General features: G+C 51.8%; 17 protein-coding genes. 6 read left to right on the top strand and 11 right to left on the bottom strand.

What is annotated here, in order from left to right:
- The first annotated feature begins 14 nt into the window (after positions 1–14).
- The 6 genes from GOC95_RS03140 (at position 15) to fdxA (ending at position 5766) form a co-directional block, all read left to right on the top strand.
- Positions 15–1679 (top strand): nitrite/sulfite reductase, encoded by a 1665-nt coding sequence (locus tag GOC95_RS03140; RefSeq protein WP_275355694.1) that lies wholly within the window; start codon positions 15–17, stop codon positions 1677–1679.
- Positions 1679–2296, top strand: coding sequence for a DUF934 domain-containing protein (locus tag GOC95_RS03145; RefSeq protein ID WP_194748078.1), 618 nt, complete (start codon positions 1679–1681; stop codon positions 2294–2296). The genes GOC95_RS03140 and GOC95_RS03145 overlap by 1 nt, the downstream gene beginning before the upstream one ends.
- Entirely contained in the window at positions 2293–3051 is a 759-nt protein-coding gene (locus GOC95_RS03150; RefSeq protein WP_275355696.1) for a phosphoadenylyl-sulfate reductase, read from the top strand. Before GOC95_RS03145 ends, GOC95_RS03150 begins: the two co-directional genes overlap by 4 nt.
- Positions 3052–3135: 84 nt before the next feature.
- Positions 3136–4065 carry a sulfate adenylyltransferase subunit CysD gene (gene cysD, locus GOC95_RS03155; protein ID WP_194748082.1) on the top strand — a complete coding sequence of 310 codons (930 nt, stop codon included), beginning with the start codon at positions 3136–3138 and terminating at the stop codon, positions 4063–4065.
- A 1-nt stretch (position 4066) separates the two neighbouring features.
- On the top strand, positions 4067–5341 hold the full coding sequence (gene cysN / locus GOC95_RS03160; protein ID WP_194748083.1) for a sulfate adenylyltransferase subunit CysN: 1275 nt from the start codon (positions 4067–4069) through the stop codon (positions 5339–5341).
- Between the two features lie 101 nt (positions 5342–5442).
- Positions 5443–5766, top strand: a complete 324-nt coding sequence (fdxA, locus tag GOC95_RS03165; RefSeq protein WP_194748085.1) for a ferredoxin FdxA — start codon at positions 5443–5445, stop codon at positions 5764–5766.
- Positions 5767–5842: 76 nt separating this feature from the next.
- Here fdxA and rnhB read toward each other — a convergent pair whose 3' ends face one another.
- The 11 genes from rnhB to uppS all read right to left on the bottom strand — a co-directional run bounded on the left by rnhB (position 5843) and on the right by uppS (position 17124).
- A complete protein-coding gene (gene rnhB / locus GOC95_RS03170; protein ID WP_275355699.1) occupies positions 5843–6430 on the bottom strand; it encodes a ribonuclease HII in 588 nt (195 codons plus the stop codon).
- A 5-nt stretch (positions 6431–6435) separates the two neighbouring features.
- Positions 6436–7599 (bottom strand): lipid-A-disaccharide synthase, encoded by a 1164-nt coding sequence (gene lpxB / locus GOC95_RS03175; protein WP_194748087.1) that lies wholly within the window; start codon positions 7597–7599, stop codon positions 6436–6438.
- Positions 7600–7611: 12 nt separating this feature from the next.
- The gene (gene lpxA / locus GOC95_RS03180) at positions 7612–8391 is read right to left on the bottom strand and encodes an acyl-ACP--UDP-N-acetylglucosamine O-acyltransferase (RefSeq protein ID WP_194748089.1); all 780 of its coding nucleotides are present in this window, start codon (positions 8389–8391) and stop codon (positions 7612–7614) included.
- Positions 8392–8431: 40 nt separating this feature from the next.
- The gene (gene fabZ / locus GOC95_RS03185; protein ID WP_194748091.1) at positions 8432–8896 is read right to left on the bottom strand and encodes a 3-hydroxyacyl-ACP dehydratase FabZ; all 465 of its coding nucleotides are present in this window, start codon (positions 8894–8896) and stop codon (positions 8432–8434) included.
- Positions 8897–8904: 8 nt separating this feature from the next.
- Positions 8905–9966: a UDP-3-O-(3-hydroxymyristoyl)glucosamine N-acyltransferase gene (lpxD, locus tag GOC95_RS03190; protein WP_275355702.1), complete on the bottom strand. Its 1062-nt coding sequence runs from the start codon at positions 9964–9966 to the stop codon at positions 8905–8907.
- Between the two features lie 88 nt (positions 9967–10054).
- The gene (locus GOC95_RS03195; RefSeq protein WP_275355704.1) at positions 10055–10555 is read right to left on the bottom strand and encodes an OmpH family outer membrane protein; all 501 of its coding nucleotides are present in this window, start codon (positions 10553–10555) and stop codon (positions 10055–10057) included.
- Between the two features lie 51 nt (positions 10556–10606).
- The gene (gene bamA / locus GOC95_RS03200) at positions 10607–12877 is read right to left on the bottom strand and encodes an outer membrane protein assembly factor BamA (RefSeq protein ID WP_194748462.1); all 2271 of its coding nucleotides are present in this window, start codon (positions 12875–12877) and stop codon (positions 10607–10609) included.
- A gap of 62 nt (positions 12878–12939) precedes the next feature.
- On the bottom strand, positions 12940–14304 hold the full coding sequence (gene rseP / locus GOC95_RS03205) for an RIP metalloprotease RseP (RefSeq protein WP_275355706.1): 1365 nt from the start codon (positions 14302–14304) through the stop codon (positions 12940–12942).
- Entirely contained in the window at positions 14301–15509 is a 1209-nt protein-coding gene (gene ispC / locus GOC95_RS03210; protein WP_275355708.1) for a 1-deoxy-D-xylulose-5-phosphate reductoisomerase, read from the bottom strand. Before ispC ends, rseP begins: the two co-directional genes overlap by 4 nt.
- A gap of 9 nt (positions 15510–15518) precedes the next feature.
- Positions 15519–16346: a phosphatidate cytidylyltransferase gene (locus GOC95_RS03215; protein WP_275355710.1), complete on the bottom strand. Its 828-nt coding sequence runs from the start codon at positions 16344–16346 to the stop codon at positions 15519–15521.
- Between the two features lie 19 nt (positions 16347–16365).
- On the bottom strand, positions 16366–17124 hold the full coding sequence (gene uppS, locus GOC95_RS03220; RefSeq protein ID WP_275355712.1) for a polyprenyl diphosphate synthase: 759 nt from the start codon (positions 17122–17124) through the stop codon (positions 16366–16368).
- Positions 17125–17141 lie beyond the last annotated feature (17 nt).

A 17141-nucleotide genomic window follows, 5' to 3' on the forward strand; every position in this document is an offset into this window, starting at 1 on the left:
AAAGTGACTCAAGCATGTACAAATACGATCCTATAGACCAACAAATTGTCAATGAACGTGTCGCCCAGTACCGCGACCAGACCCGCCGCTATTTGGCAGGCGAACTCACGGATGAAGAGTTCCGCCCGCTGCGTCTGCAAAACGGCCTGTATATTCAGCGCCATGCACCGATGCTGCGGATTGCCGTACCTTACGGACTCATGTCCAGCAAACAATTACGCAAACTGGCAGACATTGCCAAGCGCTATGACCGTGGCTATGGTCACTTTAGTACCCGTCAGAACTTGCAGCTCAATTGGCCCAAACTGGAAGACACCCCGGAGATTCTGGCTGAGCTGGCGACCGTAGAAATGCACGCCATTCAAACCTCAGGCAACTGCATCCGTAATATCACGACCGACCAGTTTGCCGGCATTGCGCCCGACGAGATCATTGATCCACGCGCCATTGCTGAAATCATGCGCCAGTGGAGTACCTTCCACCCTGAATTCGCCCTGTTGCCACGCAAGTTCAAGATTGCCGTCTCAGGCACTGAACAAGACCGTGCGATTGTGCAGGCGCATGACATTGGCCTCGAATTTTACAAAGACGCACAAGGCCAGATGGCGATCAAAGTCTGGGTGGGTGGTGGCTTGGGCCGTACACCGATCCTGGGCACCGTGATTCGCGAACATCTTGAATGGCAACATGTGTTGTCTTACTGCGAAGCGGTGATCCGTGTCTATAACATTCACGGCCGTCGTGACAACATCTACAAAGCCCGCATCAAGATTCTGGTGAAGGCGCTGGGCATTGATGAATTCAGACGCCAGGTAGATGAGGAATGGGCCCACCTCAAAGACGGCCCACTCACCATCACTCAAGCCGAACTAGACCGCGTGGCGCATTACTTTGAGCCCATGCCATACAAAACATTACCAGCGCATGATGCCTCTTTTGATGCTGCCGTAGCCAGCAATCCGGCATTTGCTGCCTGGGTCAAACGTTGTGTCCATGCGCACCGTGTTGCAGGCTATCGCGCGGTGACCTTGTCACTGAAACCACACGGCAAAGCGCCTGGGGATATCACCAGCGAGCAAATGCACGTGGTGGCTGACTTGGCCGATGCCTACAGTTTTGGCGAGCTGCGCTCCTCCCACGAGCAAAACCTGATTCTGGCCGACGTGCAATTGTCCGACCTGTTTGCCGTGTGGGAAAAAGCCCGCGCAGCCGGTCTGGCCACGCCTAACATCGGCTTGCTGACGGACATTATCTGCTGCCCTGGCGGTGACTTCTGCAGCCTGGCCAATGCCAAATCGATTCCGATTGCCGAAGCCATTCAGATGCAGTTCGACAATCTGGACTACCTGTATGAAATCGGTGACCTTGAGCTCAATATCTCTGGTTGCATGAATGCCTGCGGCCATCACCATGTCGGCCATATCGGCATTCTGGGTGTGGATAAGGATGGTTCGGAGTGGTACCAGGTCACCATTGGTGGCAAGCAAGGCAATGATGCCAGCATAGGTACCGTGATCGGCCCTTCATTCTCGGCAGAAGAAATGCCAGGCGTAGTCAAGCGCCTGATTGAGGTCTATGTGCGTGAGCGTAGCGACGAAGAGCGTTTTATCGACACGGTACGTCGTTTGGGCGTAGCGCCGTTCAAGGCCCACGTCTACGCTGAGAAGGAGTCTGCATAATGAGTCAATTAATTCAACTGGGCAGCAACGGCCAGGCCAGCATTGTGGCAGATACCTGGACCCGCGTGGTCCCACCGGCCCCGGCTGAAGAGTCTGTCCGCAAGCAGGCTGGGAAAGTCGTGCTGTTCAAACTGACTGGCGAGCAAACCTATAGTCCAGAACAAATTGCGAATACGCAGATTCCAGCCACGGGCAAAATTCTGGTGCCGCTCGCTGTCTGGCAGGCCCGCAAGGCAGAGTTGCAAGCGCGCCTGGCGGCTGGCGAGCTCGGCATTGTGCTGGCCACCAACGAAACAGCCGAGACACTGCAAGCCGAATTTGCAGATTTGAATACCTTGCCAATCATTGCGATTTATGTGGAACGCTTTGCCGATGGCCGCATTTTCACCTTGGGCAACTGGCTACGCACGCGTTACGGGTTTAAAAACGAATTGCGCGCGATTGGCGATGTATTGCGTGATCAATTGTTCTTTCACAAGCGCGCAGGCTTCACCAGCTTTTTAATTCGTGCTGACCGCTCGGCCGAAGATGCACTGGCCAGCCTGAATGACTTCAGCCAGCCCTATCAGGGTGCGGTAGGTGATGTGCCAGTGTGGAGAAGGATACAGCGCGCATGAGTTTCGGCGTCAGCATGCTCAAACCGGCAGCCAGCAATCCTGCGACACGCCCTGAGCTGACAGAAGCCCTGGTTGCTTCTGTCCAGGCCAAGCGCGCCCAAGTAGTAGCCCTGCTTCAGTCTGCTGCGGCAGAGTTTGCGGCCATCACTTTTGCCAATAGCTATGGCGCTGAAGACATGGTGTTGACTGACCTGATCGCCAAAGAGGCCCTGCCCATCGAGATTTTTTCACTGGACACAGGTCGACTGCCCGCAGAAACCTACACCCTGATGGGCGAAGTTGAGCACACCTATGCCACCAAACCGGTGGTGTTTTTCCCCAAGCATGAAGCCGTAGAACAGTATGTGCGTACCCAGGGCATCAATGCTTTCTATGACAGCATAGAACTGCGTAAGGCCTGCTGCCATATGCGCAAAGTGGAGCCGCTGCAACGTGCACTGGCTGGCAAACAAGCCTGGATCACCGGCATGCGTGCTGAACAAGCCACCACCCGCAGCAATTTGCCTGTCCGTGAATTTGACGCAGGCAACAAACTGGAAAAATTCAACCCGCTTAGTGACTGGACAGAAAAAGAAGTCTGGGCCTATATCCGGTTGCATGAAGTGCCTTACAACGCCCTGCATGACCAGTTTTACCCCAGCATTGGCTGTGCACCTTGTACGCGTGCCGTCGCCATGGGTGAAGATATCCGTGCCGGTCGCTGGTGGTGGGAAGATCCGACCAGCAAAGAGTGCGGTTTGCACGTAAAGAAATAGTTAACTGCCGGTAAAACGTTAAAGCAGTAATGAGCGTGTATCTACGTTGATCGGCGGTAAAAATTTGATTGGTAATAAATTAAGATGACAACGAAACAACCTTTATCACATCTCGACTGGCTCGAAGCTGAAGCCATTCATATCCTGCGTGAAGTGGCTGGTCAGTGCGCCAACCCTGTGTTGCTGTTCTCCGGCGGCAAGGATTCGTTGTGCATTTTGCGTCTGGCAGAAAAAGCCTTCCGCCCAGGTCGCTTCCCTTTCCCGCTCATGCATATCGACACCGGTCACAACTATCAGGAAGTGGTCAATTTCCGTGACCAGCGCGCTGCCGAGCTAGGCGAGCGCCTGATTGTGCGTTCAGTGGAAGACTCCATGAAGCGTGGCACTGTGGTGCTGAAAACGCCGGATGAGCCACGCAACAAACATCAGTCGGTGACCCTGCTGGAAGCCATTGAGGAGTTCGGTTTTGACTGCTGCATCGGCGGCGCCCGCCGTGATGAAGAAAAAGCGCGCGCCAAGGAACGGATCATGAGTTTCCGTGACGAGTTTGGCCAATGGGATCCGAAAAACCAGCGCCCGGAATTATGGAACCTGTACAACGCCCGTGTGCACAAAGGGGAAAACATCCGCGCCTTCCCGATCTCAAACTGGACAGAAATGGATGTCTGGCAATATATCGAGCGTGAAAAACTGGAGCTGCCTAGCATCTACTTTGCCCACCAGCGCGATGTGGTGATGCGTCATGGTGCGATTTTCCCGGTCAACGTGCCGCTGACTTCTGGCGAATTGATCAACCAGCCCAAGGCCGGTGAAGAAGTCATCAACATGCAGGTACGTTTCCGTACCGTCGGTGACGTCACCTGTACAGCGCCCGTCATTTCTGATGCCGATGATGTGAGCAAAATCGTGGTAGAAACCGCCACCACCACCATTACCGAGCGTGGCGCAACGCGTCTGGACGATCAAACTTCCGAGGCTTCGATGGAGCAGCGTAAGAAAGAAGGTTATTTCTAATATGACAACACAACACAACGACTCTTTGCTGCGCTTCATGACCTGCGGCAGCGTGGATGATGGCAAAAGCACGCTGATTGGCCGCTTGCTGTATGACACTAAAACCATCCTGGCAGATACGCTCAACAACATTGAACGTACTTCGAAAAAACGCGGTATGGAAGCCGTGGATCTCTCCTTGCTGACCGATGGTTTGCAAGCCGAGCGCGAACAAGGCATTACCATTGATGTGGCTTACCGCTATTTCAGCACTGGCACCCGCAAATACATCATCGCCGATGCCCCTGGTCACGAGCAATACACCCGCAACATGGTGACCGCCGCATCAACGGCTAACCTAGCGATTATCCTGATCGATGCCCGTAAAGGCGTACTGACCCAAACCCGCCGCCACAGTTATCTGGCGCATCTGGTCGGCATTCCCCATATTGTCGTGGCAGTGAACAAGATGGATCTGGTCAATTATGACCAAGCCGTCTTTGACAAAATCAAGGCGGATTACACGGCATTCGCCACCGAGATCGGTCTGGCGCAAGCGCGCGACATCAAATTCATTCCCATGTCTGCACTCAATGGTGACATGCTGGTAGACCGTCTGGAGAATCTGAACTGGTACCAGGGCGAAACCTTGCTGGAGCTGCTGGAAGCGGCCCCGGCTTCAAATAGCGAGGCATCAGAAGCTTTCCGCTTCCCGGTGCAGTTTGTCTGCCGCCCACATGATTCAGCCAATCCCGACCTGCATGATTTCCGTGGTTTTATGGGGCGTGTTGAGTCTGGTGAAATCGCCGTCGGTGATGCGGTCACAGTATTGCCGAACGGCTACCAGTCTAAAGTCAAGGCGATTCAACTGGGCGCTGAGCAGCTGCAACGTGCGCAGACAGAGCAAAGCGTGACCCTGCTGCTTGAAGATGAGATTGATACTTCACGCGGCGATATGATCGTGAAAACCAGTCAAGCGCCTGAAGCCGTCAAACACATTGAAGCACATGTCTGCTGGCTGTCAGAAACCCCATTGTCGCCGGCACGGACTTACATAGTGCGTCACACCACACGCGAATCCAAAGCGAAAATCGGCAGCATTCAATACAAGGTGGACGTCAACACGCTGGAGCAACAGGCGACTACTGATCTCAAAATGAATGATATCGCCCGCGTAAGCTTTAAACTGGCGCAACCGCTGATGGTAGACAGCTATGATAAAAACCGTGCCACCGGCGCGTTTATCGTCATTGACGAGAGCACCAACAACACGGTTGGCGCAGGCATGATTGTCTAAACCAGCGCAAGCGGATGTCACACCAAGCCATCCATCGTCAATTTGGCTAAATTGCAATAAAATATCGTTTTGGCCCTAAAAGCCCACAAAGGATTTAAAACATGACTTATGTAGTAACCGAAAATTGTATTCAGTGCAAATATACCGACTGCGTAGATGTGTGCCCGGTAGACTGTTTTGTTGAAGGCCCTAACTTTCTGGCAATCAACCCGGATGAGTGCATTGACTGCACGCTGTGTGTGGCCGAATGCCCGGCAGAAGCCATTTTCTCTGAAGATGATGTGCCAGCCAACCAGCAGCACTTTATCGAACTCAATGCCCGTCTTGCAAAAGTCTGGCCGACCATTACCGCACGCAAAGAACCCTTGCCGAATGCCGATGAAATGAATGGCAAATCCGGCAAGACTGAACTGCTGGTCGAATAAGTTTTTCTGGCCTTGAGGTCACAAAAAAGCCGCTTTTTAAAAAGCGGCTTTTTTATTGCGACTGGCATCCAAGTGCTTAACTGTCCATGGCTATGAGCAGTTTTTTAACTGGTGCATAACTGCGCCTGTGGTCAGGCGTGACGCCATGTAAGGCCAGTCGCTCAAGATGCAACGCGGTGGGATAGCCTTTATGCTGGGCAAAGCCATACTCTGGATATTGCGCGTCTAATTCCAGCAATGAAGCATCTCTAGCCGTCTTGGCCAAAATAGAGGCTGCCGAAATTTCAGCCACTTTGCTATCGCCTTTGACAATGGCCTCACAAGGGATCTGGAATGCAGGTTTACGATTGCCGTCCACCTGGATCAGTGTGGCCTGTATATGAAACTGGTCGCACATGGCCTGGTAAGCACGCTGCATGGCGAGCAGACTGGCCTGCAAGATATTGATCCGATCAATGTCTTGCGCGCTGACGTTGGCAATACCCCAGGCCAAAGCCTGTTCTTTGATGGTGATCGCCAGTGCATCACGCTTGGCTTCAGATAACTTTTTCGAGTCTGCCAGGCCTGCGATAGGTCTGGACGGATCCAGAATGACTGCGGCGGCATACACTGCGCCAGCCAAAGGCCCCCTACCTGCTTCATCAATACCACACAGGATATGCATCGCAGTTAAGCCTGTAGAAATTGTCTAATCACAGCCGCCGCCTTTTGCGCGCTGTTTTGCTTGAGCTGCGCGTGAATATGGCGATACTTTTCTTGTAGCGCACTCAAGCCAACTTTATCAGCCAGCAGATTGTAGAGTGTTTGCGCAATGCGCTCCGGAGTCGCGTCATCCTGCAGCAATTCAGGCACAATAAACTCACCAGCCAGGATGTTAGGCAAGCCAACATAAGGCTGCAGACGCATGCGTTTAAGCAATTGCCAGCTCATATTAGACATCTTGTAGGTAATGACCATCGGCTTCTTGAGCAACGCAGCTTCCAGTGTTGCTGTGCCTGAGGCGACCAGCACCGCATCTGCGGCTGTCATCGCATCATGTGCGTGGCCGAACATGATTTGCAGGTCTATGCTGGTCTCAGGTTTTTGCGTTAATAACTGGTGCCAGGCACTGGTAAAAATATCGCGGGTTTCTCGCGTCACCAATGGCACCAGAAACTGCGCTTGCTGGCCGTTTTCACGCATCAGGCGATCAAATACAATCGCAGTTTCCAGAACAAGTTCTGCATGAAACGTCACCTCTGACTGGCGGCTACCAGGCAGCATCGCAATCACCACTGTGTCTTTTTTGAGTTTGAGTTTCTCGCGGGCTTGCTCAACAGGCGGCTCCATCGGTAGCGCATCCGCCAGAGGATGGCCGATATAGGTGACCGGCACGCCGACCTGCTGGTAAAGCGCAGGTTCAAACGGAAACAAGGCCAGCATATGTGAAACCGCCCGCTTGATTTTGTGAATCCGGTTTTTACGCCACGCCCAGATAGAGGGGCTGACATAATGCACAGTCGCGATGCCTTTGGCTTTGAGCTTACGCTCCAGCCAAAAGTTAAAGTCTGGGGCATCAATACCGATGAATACATCCGGCTTTTCAGTGAGAATCTGCTTGTACAACTGGCGGCGTAACTTGAGCAGGCCCCACAGATGCTTGAGCACTTCAAGATAGCCACGTACCGATAAACGTTCGATCGGAAATAAGGATTTGGCACCCAGGCTCATCATTTTAGGACCCGCAATGCCAAAAATCTCGACGTCAGGTTGCGCTGCTTTCAGCTCCTGAATCAAGTGATAGCCCAGCAAGTCTCCGGAGGCCTCTCCCGCCACCATTGCAATCTTAGCCATAATGTGTGTGAATTAACGGACAATGCCGCGCGTGGTCTGCGCGAGAAAACGGGTCATCAAGCCAATTTCCGGGCAGGATGTTTCCATGTCAGCCAAGGCCGCTTTTGCTTCTTCTAATGACAAGCCTTGACGATAAAGCACTTTATAGGCGCGCTTGATTTGCTGTATGGTCTCAGCACTAAAGCCTCTACGCTTGAGGCCCTCGGCATTAATCCCATGCGGCTGCGCGTCATACCCCGCTGCCGTCACATAGGGCGGAATATCCTTGAACACCACAGACCCAACCGCGGTAATAATATGCTCACCGATCTGGCAATATTGGTGGATTAAGGTAAAGCCGCCAAGAATGGCATGGTCATAAATAGTGACATGCCCTGCCAGCGAGGAGTTATTCGCCATGATGGTATGGTTGCCAACGATGCAATCATGGGCAATATGTACATAAGCCATAATCCAGTTATGACTGCCGATTTTGGTCGTGCCTTTATCCTGAACCGTGCCACGATTAAAGGTACAAAACTCACGGATGACATTGTGATCACCGATTTCAAGCAGCGTAGGCTCATCTTTGAATTTTTTGTCTTGTGGCTTTGCCCCTAGCGATGAGAATTGAAAAATCTCGTTATGCTTACCAATGGTGGTGGGGCCTTCAATCACCACATGTGAGGCGATTTTGGTACCCGCATCAATACGGACACCCGCACCTATGGTGCTATACGCGCCCACTTCGACCGAGCTATCCAGCTCGGCTTTGGGATCAATAATTGCGGTAGGATGAATCAAACTTTGCATGTTTCGCCTGCTACGCCCTCATGAGCGCAGTATCATATCGTTATTTTTCAATGGCTTTCAGGATACACATCATGTTGGCCTCGGCCACCACTTCGTCTCCTACTTTGGCCACGGCGACATATTTCCAGATACCCTTCAGGATACGGTCAATTTTGACATTGAGCACGATCTGATCGCCTGGGGACACCGGCTTTTTAAAGCGCACATTGTCTATGCCAGCAAAATAATATACGGAGTCATTGGTCGGCTTGGTACCCATCGTTTTAAAAGACAGGATGGCTGCCGCCTGCGCCATGGCCTCAACAATCAAGACGCCAGGCATCACAGGGTGGTATGGAAAATGACCTGGAAAATAAGGCTCGTTGACCGAAACGTTTTTGACGGCGGTGATCTCTTTACCCAACTCCATAGACAGTACGCGGTCAACCAGCACAAACGGATAACGGTGCGGTAAATGTTCTAGTATCTCATGAATATCCATGCTATTCATTGGGTTCTCAGCCATAGTCTCTCTCAATCTTTTGAATGTCTCTGTATATTGCTAATTGCTTGCTCAAGCTGCTTGAGCTTGAGCTGATATTGTTCCAGATGCCGGATATTGGCCGCGGTCCGCAACCAGTCTGCATGTTTTTGGAATGGCATGAGCGCCGTATAAGTGCCTGCCTGCTGGATAGAGCGCATAATCATGGAACCAGGCGAGATGGTGACACCATCTGCAATCTGCAGATGGCCCAAAATCATGGCCGCGCCACCGATTTTGCAATGTTCACCGATCACTGCACTTCCTGCGATGCCCACGCAGCCAGCAATCACCGTATGCGCGCCAATGCGGACATTATGGGCGACCTGTATTAAATTGTCCAACTTCACACCGTCTGCAATCACAGTGTCATCCAAAGCGCCGCGATCGACTGTGGTATTTGCACCGATATCCACGTGATTTCCGATCACTACCCGGCCTATCTGCGGTATTTTAACCCATTCGCCCTGCGCTTCTGCGTAACCAAAGCCATCATTTCCAATAATACAGCCAGAAAACAAATGGCAATGGCTGCCAATTTGGCTGCCATGCTTGACCACCACACGCGGTTCCAGCACGGTATGCGCACCAATGCTTACATCGTCTTCGATCACGCAACCGGCACCAATTCTGACCCCTTGGCCCAGAACAACGCGGTCACCAATATAGACCTGCGCCTCAACGGTTAACTCGGACCCATGCTGCACCCCTTGCCCAAGCACGGCGGTTGCATGAATCTGGTTCTGGTAAGTACGCGGCGGATTCAATAGCGCGGACAGCCTTGCGAAGTAGGCATAAGGATTATCCGTCAGAATACACGGCAGAGCCGTTAAATGCTGATGCTCAGGCCGTAAAATGATGGCAGATGCCTGGGTGGCCTGTAAGGATTGCGTGTATTTGGTATCGTTAAAAAAAGCAATGCTGCCTGGCTGCGCCTGCGACAAGGAAGCCATGCGAGACACGGTCAGGGCGCTCGCATGTTGTGACTGCTCGCCTAGCCATAGCTCACCTCCCAGAGACGCAACAATCTCTTGTAATGTATAGTGTTGCGCCATAAAAAAACAACCCTAGAAAACAACTTTAGAAAAATAACTCGGAAACAACATGACTGAGCAGCGGACAACCCAAAGCCAGGCAAAATCTCTATTTTTTACCTAGCAATTTCAGCACTTTATCCGTGATATCAATACGCTTGCTGGCATAAGCAACTCCACTGTAGGCGACTAGATCATAGCCTTCGTTCTCAGCCACAGTCTGCACCGCTTTATTGATACGTTCTTGCAACAAGGCCAGCTCTTCATTTTTGCGCAAATTAATATCTTCACGCAATTCACGCTGCTTGCTCTGAAATTCAAGGCGTGAATTGTTCAATTGACGCTCTTTCAGGCGGCGATCTGACTCAGTCAGGTTTGAACGATCATGATCGAGCTGCGTTTCCAACTCACGAATCTGTTTTTGCAGCTTATCAAGCTCGAGTGAGCGCGGACTAAACTCTTTTTCAAGCTTTTTACCAGTCTCGGCGGTTTGCGGTGCCTCTTGCAGAAGCTTGTCCACCTGTACATACCCGACTTTGTAATAATCGGCGGCTTGTGCATGTGCACAACACAATACAATCGCTAGCACGCTAAACCAGATGCTTCTCATGAGAGTCCTCCTTTCCGCGCCAGCATGATGAATGATTTGACACAGCATGCGTTAGAACTGCTGTCCAAACTGGAATTGCAGCACTTGTGTGTTGTCATAACTTTTACTATTCAAAGGCTTGGCCAGTACCAATTTCAACGGTCCAAATGGCGACACCCAGGTCACGCCTGCACCGGTTGAGAAACGCAAATATTCCGAGTTAATCGGATCATCTTGCCCGTAAACTCCCCCCGCATCCAAGAACACGCTCAGTCGGAACTGACTAGACTGGGTGACAAACGGCACTGGCATAAACAATTCCGCATTGCCTAAAACCTCTTTGGTGCCGCCCAGCGCATACGTTGAACCTGACGTTGGGTTTATACCTCTAGGGCCTAATGAAGAGTTCACAAAACCGCGGACACTGTTTACACCACCCAGATAAAAGTTTTTAAAGAAAGGATAGTTTTTACCACCATAACTGTTCGCATAGCCAACTTGCCCGTTTAGCATGAAGGTAAAGTTATCATTTAACTCTTTATACCAGGCATGCTGGTAAGTGGTTTTGTAATACTGCAGATTGAGCCCCGGCACACTGACCTCGCCAGAGAGTCTTTGTAAAACACCGCGGTGCGGGAAAAGAATGCTGTCTCTGGAGTCAAAGGTCCAGCTGGCATTGGCCACTAAGGAGTTGCTGTCACAGCCACTGGTATTACCGCAGAAGTTAATGTATTGGATCGGACTGCTGCTACTCAAGCTGACATTGGTAAAGTCTAGCGTCAGCCCGGCATTGACAAAGTCCCTTTCTGACAGCGGCATACCAAAGTTAACACCCACGCCATAAGAACGGCTGCTATAGGTACCCACATTTAACAAACTACTATTGGTATTACCAGTGTTGACATCACGCCGGTAAATATCAAAACCACGACTGATCCCGTCTGGGGTGAAGTATGGGTTGGTATAGGATAACGAGTAGGTTTTGTTGTAGTTACTGGTATTGACTACCAACGCGACACGGTTACCGGTGCCGAGGAAGTTCGGCTGGTTGACGTTGAAGCCAAGAATCACACCACTGCTACTGGACAAACCAGCACCAAACTGTACGCTGCCGGTAGCCTTTTCTGCAACCGTCACGTTCATATCGACCTGATCATTGATGCCAGGCACAGAAGGCGTCTCCAGCTCGACCGTATCAAAGAAGTTCAAGCGCTGGATACGCTCTTTTGAACGTTTGATTTTATCGCCTGCATACCAGGCAGACTCCAGTTGACGCATCTCGCGTCTAACCACCGCGTCACGCGTACGGGTATTCCCTTGTACGTTAATCCGTCTGACATATACTTTACGGCCGGGATCAACAAAGAAGGTAAATGCAACAGTATGCTCTTGCTTATTGATCTCGGGCACCGCGTTGACATTAGCAAAGGCATAGCCTTCTTCGCCCAGCTTGTCATTAATGTTTTTGCTGGCGTCGGTGACTTTTTGGCGATTGAATACTTCGCCATCCTGAATATTAATCAGTTTGCGCAGATCGTCTTCTGGCAGCAATGTCTCGCCAGCCAGCTTGGTTTTGCTGATATTGTATTTATCACCCTCGGTGATATTGATGGTGATATACACGTCCCGCTTGTCTGGCGAAATGGAAACTTGCGTGGAATCAATCGCAAACTCCAGATAGCCCTGGTTCATGTAAAACGAACGTAAGGCTTCCAGGTCCGCAGTCAGCTTTTGCTTGGAATACTGGTCATCCTTGTTCCACCAGCTCATCCAGTTTGGAGTCGTCAGTTGAAAGTTTGCACGCAAATCCTGCGTGGTAAACAAATGATTACCCACGATATTGATATCGCGGATTTTGGCTGCAGGGCCTTCGGTAATCTCAAAGCGGATAGCGACGCGGTTACGCTCCAGCGGACTTGCCGTGGCTTTAACCTCTGCGCTGTACTTGCCTTGTGACAGATACTGGCGCTTGATTTCCTGTTCGGCGCGATCTAACTGGGCTTTATCAAAAATCTGCCCTTCGGCAATGCCGATCTGCTTCAGGCCCTCTTTGATTTTGTCCGTTTGAAACGATTTGTTTCCGCTAAAATCAATTTGTGAGATAGAGGGGCGTTCCTGAACGGTGACAACTAGCACATCGCCTTCATTTTCAATACGCACATCCTTGAAAAATCCGGTGGCATAGAGGGATTTAATCGCTTGCGCAGCTTTTTCATCACTCATGACATCGCCCACCTGCATGGGCAGGTAGTTAAATACAGTCCCCGCCTCGGTGCGTTGCAAACCTTCAACGCGGATATCTGAAATGACAAACGGTTCTGTGGCGTAAGCGCTGAAATGCATCACCCCAGCTAACAAACCCAACCACAATTTGGAACTTGATTTTATTCTCATTAACTATGCTTTCAACCAATCAGGTAGCGATTAATGTCGTTAAAAAAAGCAATTAACATTAACGCGCCCAATATACCCAAACCCAGTCGCTGACCAATCGCCAGCACACGTTCAGGTAACGGTTCTCCTCGTATCAACTCCGCCATATGATACAACAAATGACCGCCATCCAATACTGGAATCGGTAGCAGATTCATGACGGCAATACTGATACTGAGCAAAGCAATAAAGCCGATGTAAGGTTTAATGCCCATATCGGCCGACTCACCAGCCGCATCGGCAATACTGACCGGGCCACTGATCGCCTTGAGTGATGCCTGACCCGTGACCATTTTTCCCAGCATTTTGAGGGTGAAGGCAATGGTCTCCTGCATTTTTTCCAATGCACGGCCCGCCGCCTGCATCAGACTAAAGTGCCTGACCACTTGATAAGGCGTCAAATCTACCGCTGCCATATCCACAGCCGCCCCCAGACGGCCAATTTTCTGACCACCTTGCAGGGTCAGTTCTGGCAACAGTTTGACTTCATAGGACCTTTCAGCCCGCTGGTATTCCAGCTTGAGCGCTTGCTCGGGACTTGCACGGACCAGCTTGACGAATTGCTGCCAGTCTGCAATCGGCTTTTGATTCACCTTGAGGATACGATCCCCAGGCTGCAAGCCACTTTTCTCAGCCACCGAGCCAGGCAAGACTTCCCCAATCACTGCTGGCACCGTCGGCATCAATACGGCCAATCCCACTTTCTGCATCACTTCGCCATCTGGCTCGCCCGCTAACTGTTGCAGCGGCAACTGATGCTGATGCAGCTCGCCTTGCGGGGTTTTGGTCACGACACGTAGGCTACGGTGTGCCATCCATTGATCCAGCATTTGCCACTGCACCTCTTGCCAAGTCGCCACCGCTTGACCATCCAGCGATACAATCAGGTCGCCTTGGCGCAGTTTGGCGGCCGCAGCCAATGAGCCAGGCTCGACCGGACCAATCAAGGGTTTCAGGCCAGTCTCACCTTGCGCAATCAATCCCCAATAACACACGAATGCCAGGAGCAGATTGGCCAGCGGGCCGGCAAATACGATCCACATTTTGGCCGCAATGGACTGACGATCAAAAGCCTGTGACCAATCCACATCGGGACGAGAAGGCATTTCAGTCGCTTCACGGCTATCCAGCATTTTGACGTAGCCGCCGAGCGGGATCCAGGAAAGCACCCATTCTGTGGCCTGGGGATGGGCTTGAAACTTGAAAATCGGCCGACCGAAGCCGATGGAAAATTTCAGGACACGCACGCCACAACTGCGGGCGGCCAAATAGTGGCCAAACTCATGGATAGTCACCAGCACGCCTATGGCGACAATAAAAGCCCAGACTGAAGTCATACACTCGCCACCTTGCGCAAGGGGCTGACCGCCTGCGCAGCCAGCGCATGCTCGACAAACTGTCTGGCCTGCTGATCAACCGCCAGCAATTGCTCAATCGAGCTGACTGTTTCGACCGGCAGCGATTGCAAGGTACGTTCTATCAGGCATGGAATATCCAGATAATGGATTTTTTCCTGCAAAAAGGCAGCGACCGCCACTTCGTTGGCGGCATTCAGGATTGCTGGCGCCGTGCCGCCTGCAGCCAAGGCCTCATAAGCCAGACGCAAACAGGGGAAACGTTGCGTATCAGGCGCCTCGAACTCCAGCTTGGCGACGTCAATCAAACTCAAGGGTTTGACGCCAGAGGCAATACGCTCTGGATAGCCCAAGCCATAGGCAATCGGCGTGCGCATGTCTGGATTACCCAGTTGCGCCAGAATGCTGCCATCCACATAAGAGACCATAGAGTGAATCACACTTTGTGGATGCACAACGACTTCTATCTGATCTGGACGCGCATCAAACAACCAGCGCGCCTCGATCACTTCCAGCCCCTTGTTCATCAAGGTGGAGGAGTCTATCGTAATTTTTGCACCCATCACCCAGTTAGGGTGCTTGAGCGCCAAGGCAGGCGTCACTTCCTGCAATTGTGTCTGTGTATACCCGCGGAACGGGCCGCCTGACGCGGTGAGAATAATCTGATTCACACCGACATCTGCCAGCGCTTGATAGCTCTGACGCGGCATGGCCTGAAAGATCGCGTTATGCTCGCTGTCAATCGGCAACAAAGTGGCCTGACCTTGCTTGACAGCATCCATAAACAATTGGCCAGCCATCACCAGGGTTTCTTTATTTGCCAGCAGGATTTTCTTACCCGCACGGGCCGCGGCCAAGGCAGGCAACAATCCGGCAGCCCCAACCACGGCCGCCATCACGATGCTGACGTCTTCATGGGCAGCGACTTCACTCAAACCATCCACGCCAGACAATACCTCCACTGGCAGTTGCTCAGCAGCCAGGCATTGTTTTAGTTGTCGCGCGGCTTCCGCATCCTGCATCACAGCAAATCTTGGCCGGTATTGGGCACACTGTTGCAACATGAGGTCGACCCGACTGTGTGCGGCCAGCGCGAACACGCCATAGCGCTCAGGATGCTGGGCAATCACATCCAGCGTCTGCTGACCGATGGTGCCAGTGCTGCCTAGTATGGTGACGTATTGCAAATCAACCTCTTAAAATGAATGAGCTTGCGCGCAGAAGTGAAACCAGAACAGCAGGCACAGCCCGACCGGCAACGCTGGCACAACGCCATCGACCCGATCCAGCAAGCCGCCATGCCCAGGCAAAAACTGTCCACTATCCTTGAGGTTGGCTCGGCGCTTGAAAAATGACTCAAACAAATCGCCATAAATACCCACCACCGTCACCAGCCACAAGCCTGGAAAAATCCAGCCTGTAGCCACCCAGCCGCTGCCATACAAAATCCCCGCATAGCCTGTGACGGCGATTAACGCCCCAAGCACGCCCTCCCAGGTTTTGCCTGGACTAATCGCTGGCGCCAGTTTGTGACGGCCAAATTGTTTACCCGCAAAATAAGCCGCACTGTCAGCCAGCCAAATGGTGGAAATAATCACCAGCAGCACATAGGGATTCACCGCTTTTGCGACAACCAGCGCCATCCATAACGACAGCATCAGTCCGGCACCCACCCATGCATTCACAAAGGCACTGTTAAAAAAAGTGTTGAAGTACAAGGCCACTGGCACAATCAATAGCCAGAATAGGCTGGCAAGTGCAAATACCTGTAACGATTGATAAAAAAACCAGTGAAAGCCCAGGTTAAGCAGGCCAAACAACAGGACCACGCCCGCCAGACTAGAAATTGCCAGATACACCGTGGTTTGCACACGATTAAACTGCAAAAAGCCAGACCATTCACGCAGGCAGACCAGCGACAATCCCAACATAATCAGGGCCCAAGCCAGCAATGGCAGCAAAAATAAGGCTGGCAAAAACAATCCCAGCAAGACAACCGCGGTCACAATTCTTGTTTTTAGCATATCCTTGCTTTTAGTCTCTCTAGGCGTCGCTACCATCAACCAGTTGCTCACTGGTGCGGCCAAAGCGGCGTTCACGTTGACGGTATGAAGAGAGTGCGACTTCAAAGGCGTCATCATCAAAATCGGGCCACAAGGTGGGCGTAAAATACAATTCAGTGTAAGCCAACTGCCAGAGTAAAAAGTTACTGATACGGGTTTCACCGCCGGTGCGGATAAACAAATCCGGCTCTGGCGCATATGGCATGGAAAGGTAAGGCAGCAGATCACACTCCTCGATCTTCTTGAGATCAGGTTGTGCCTGCATTAACTGGTTCATGGCATTGACCACATCCCAGCGCCCACCGTAATTGACAGCAATCGTCAACACCAGTCCGGTATTGGCAGCCGTTTTCGCTTCGGCCTCGATCATTTTTTCCTGTAATGCCGCGTTAAAGGCACTACGATCACCAATCAGTTTCAGGATCACGTTGGCATCATGCAGTTTCTTGACTTCGCGGTCCAGGGCCTCCAGAAACAGGCTCATCAAAAAAGTCACTTCCTCCTGCGGGCGGCGCCAGTTTTCACTGCTAAACGCAAACAGGGTGAGGTAGTTGATTTGCAGCCGGACACAGGCCTTGACCATGGCGCGCACAGATTCCAGGCCACGTTGATGCCCGGCGACACGTGGCAAAAAACGTTTTTTGGCCCAGCGCCCATTGCCATCCATAATGACGGCGACGTGCTGGGGCACTTCCTGAACAGGCGGGACTTCTTTGGTAGAGCTGGAGAAAAAACCCAAAACAGTTTCCGTTCGCG

The organism is Methylophilus sp. YYY-1, from assembly GCF_029132825.1.
Taxonomy (GTDB): Bacteria; Pseudomonadota; Gammaproteobacteria; order Burkholderiales; family Methylophilaceae; genus Methylophilus; species Methylophilus glucosoxydans.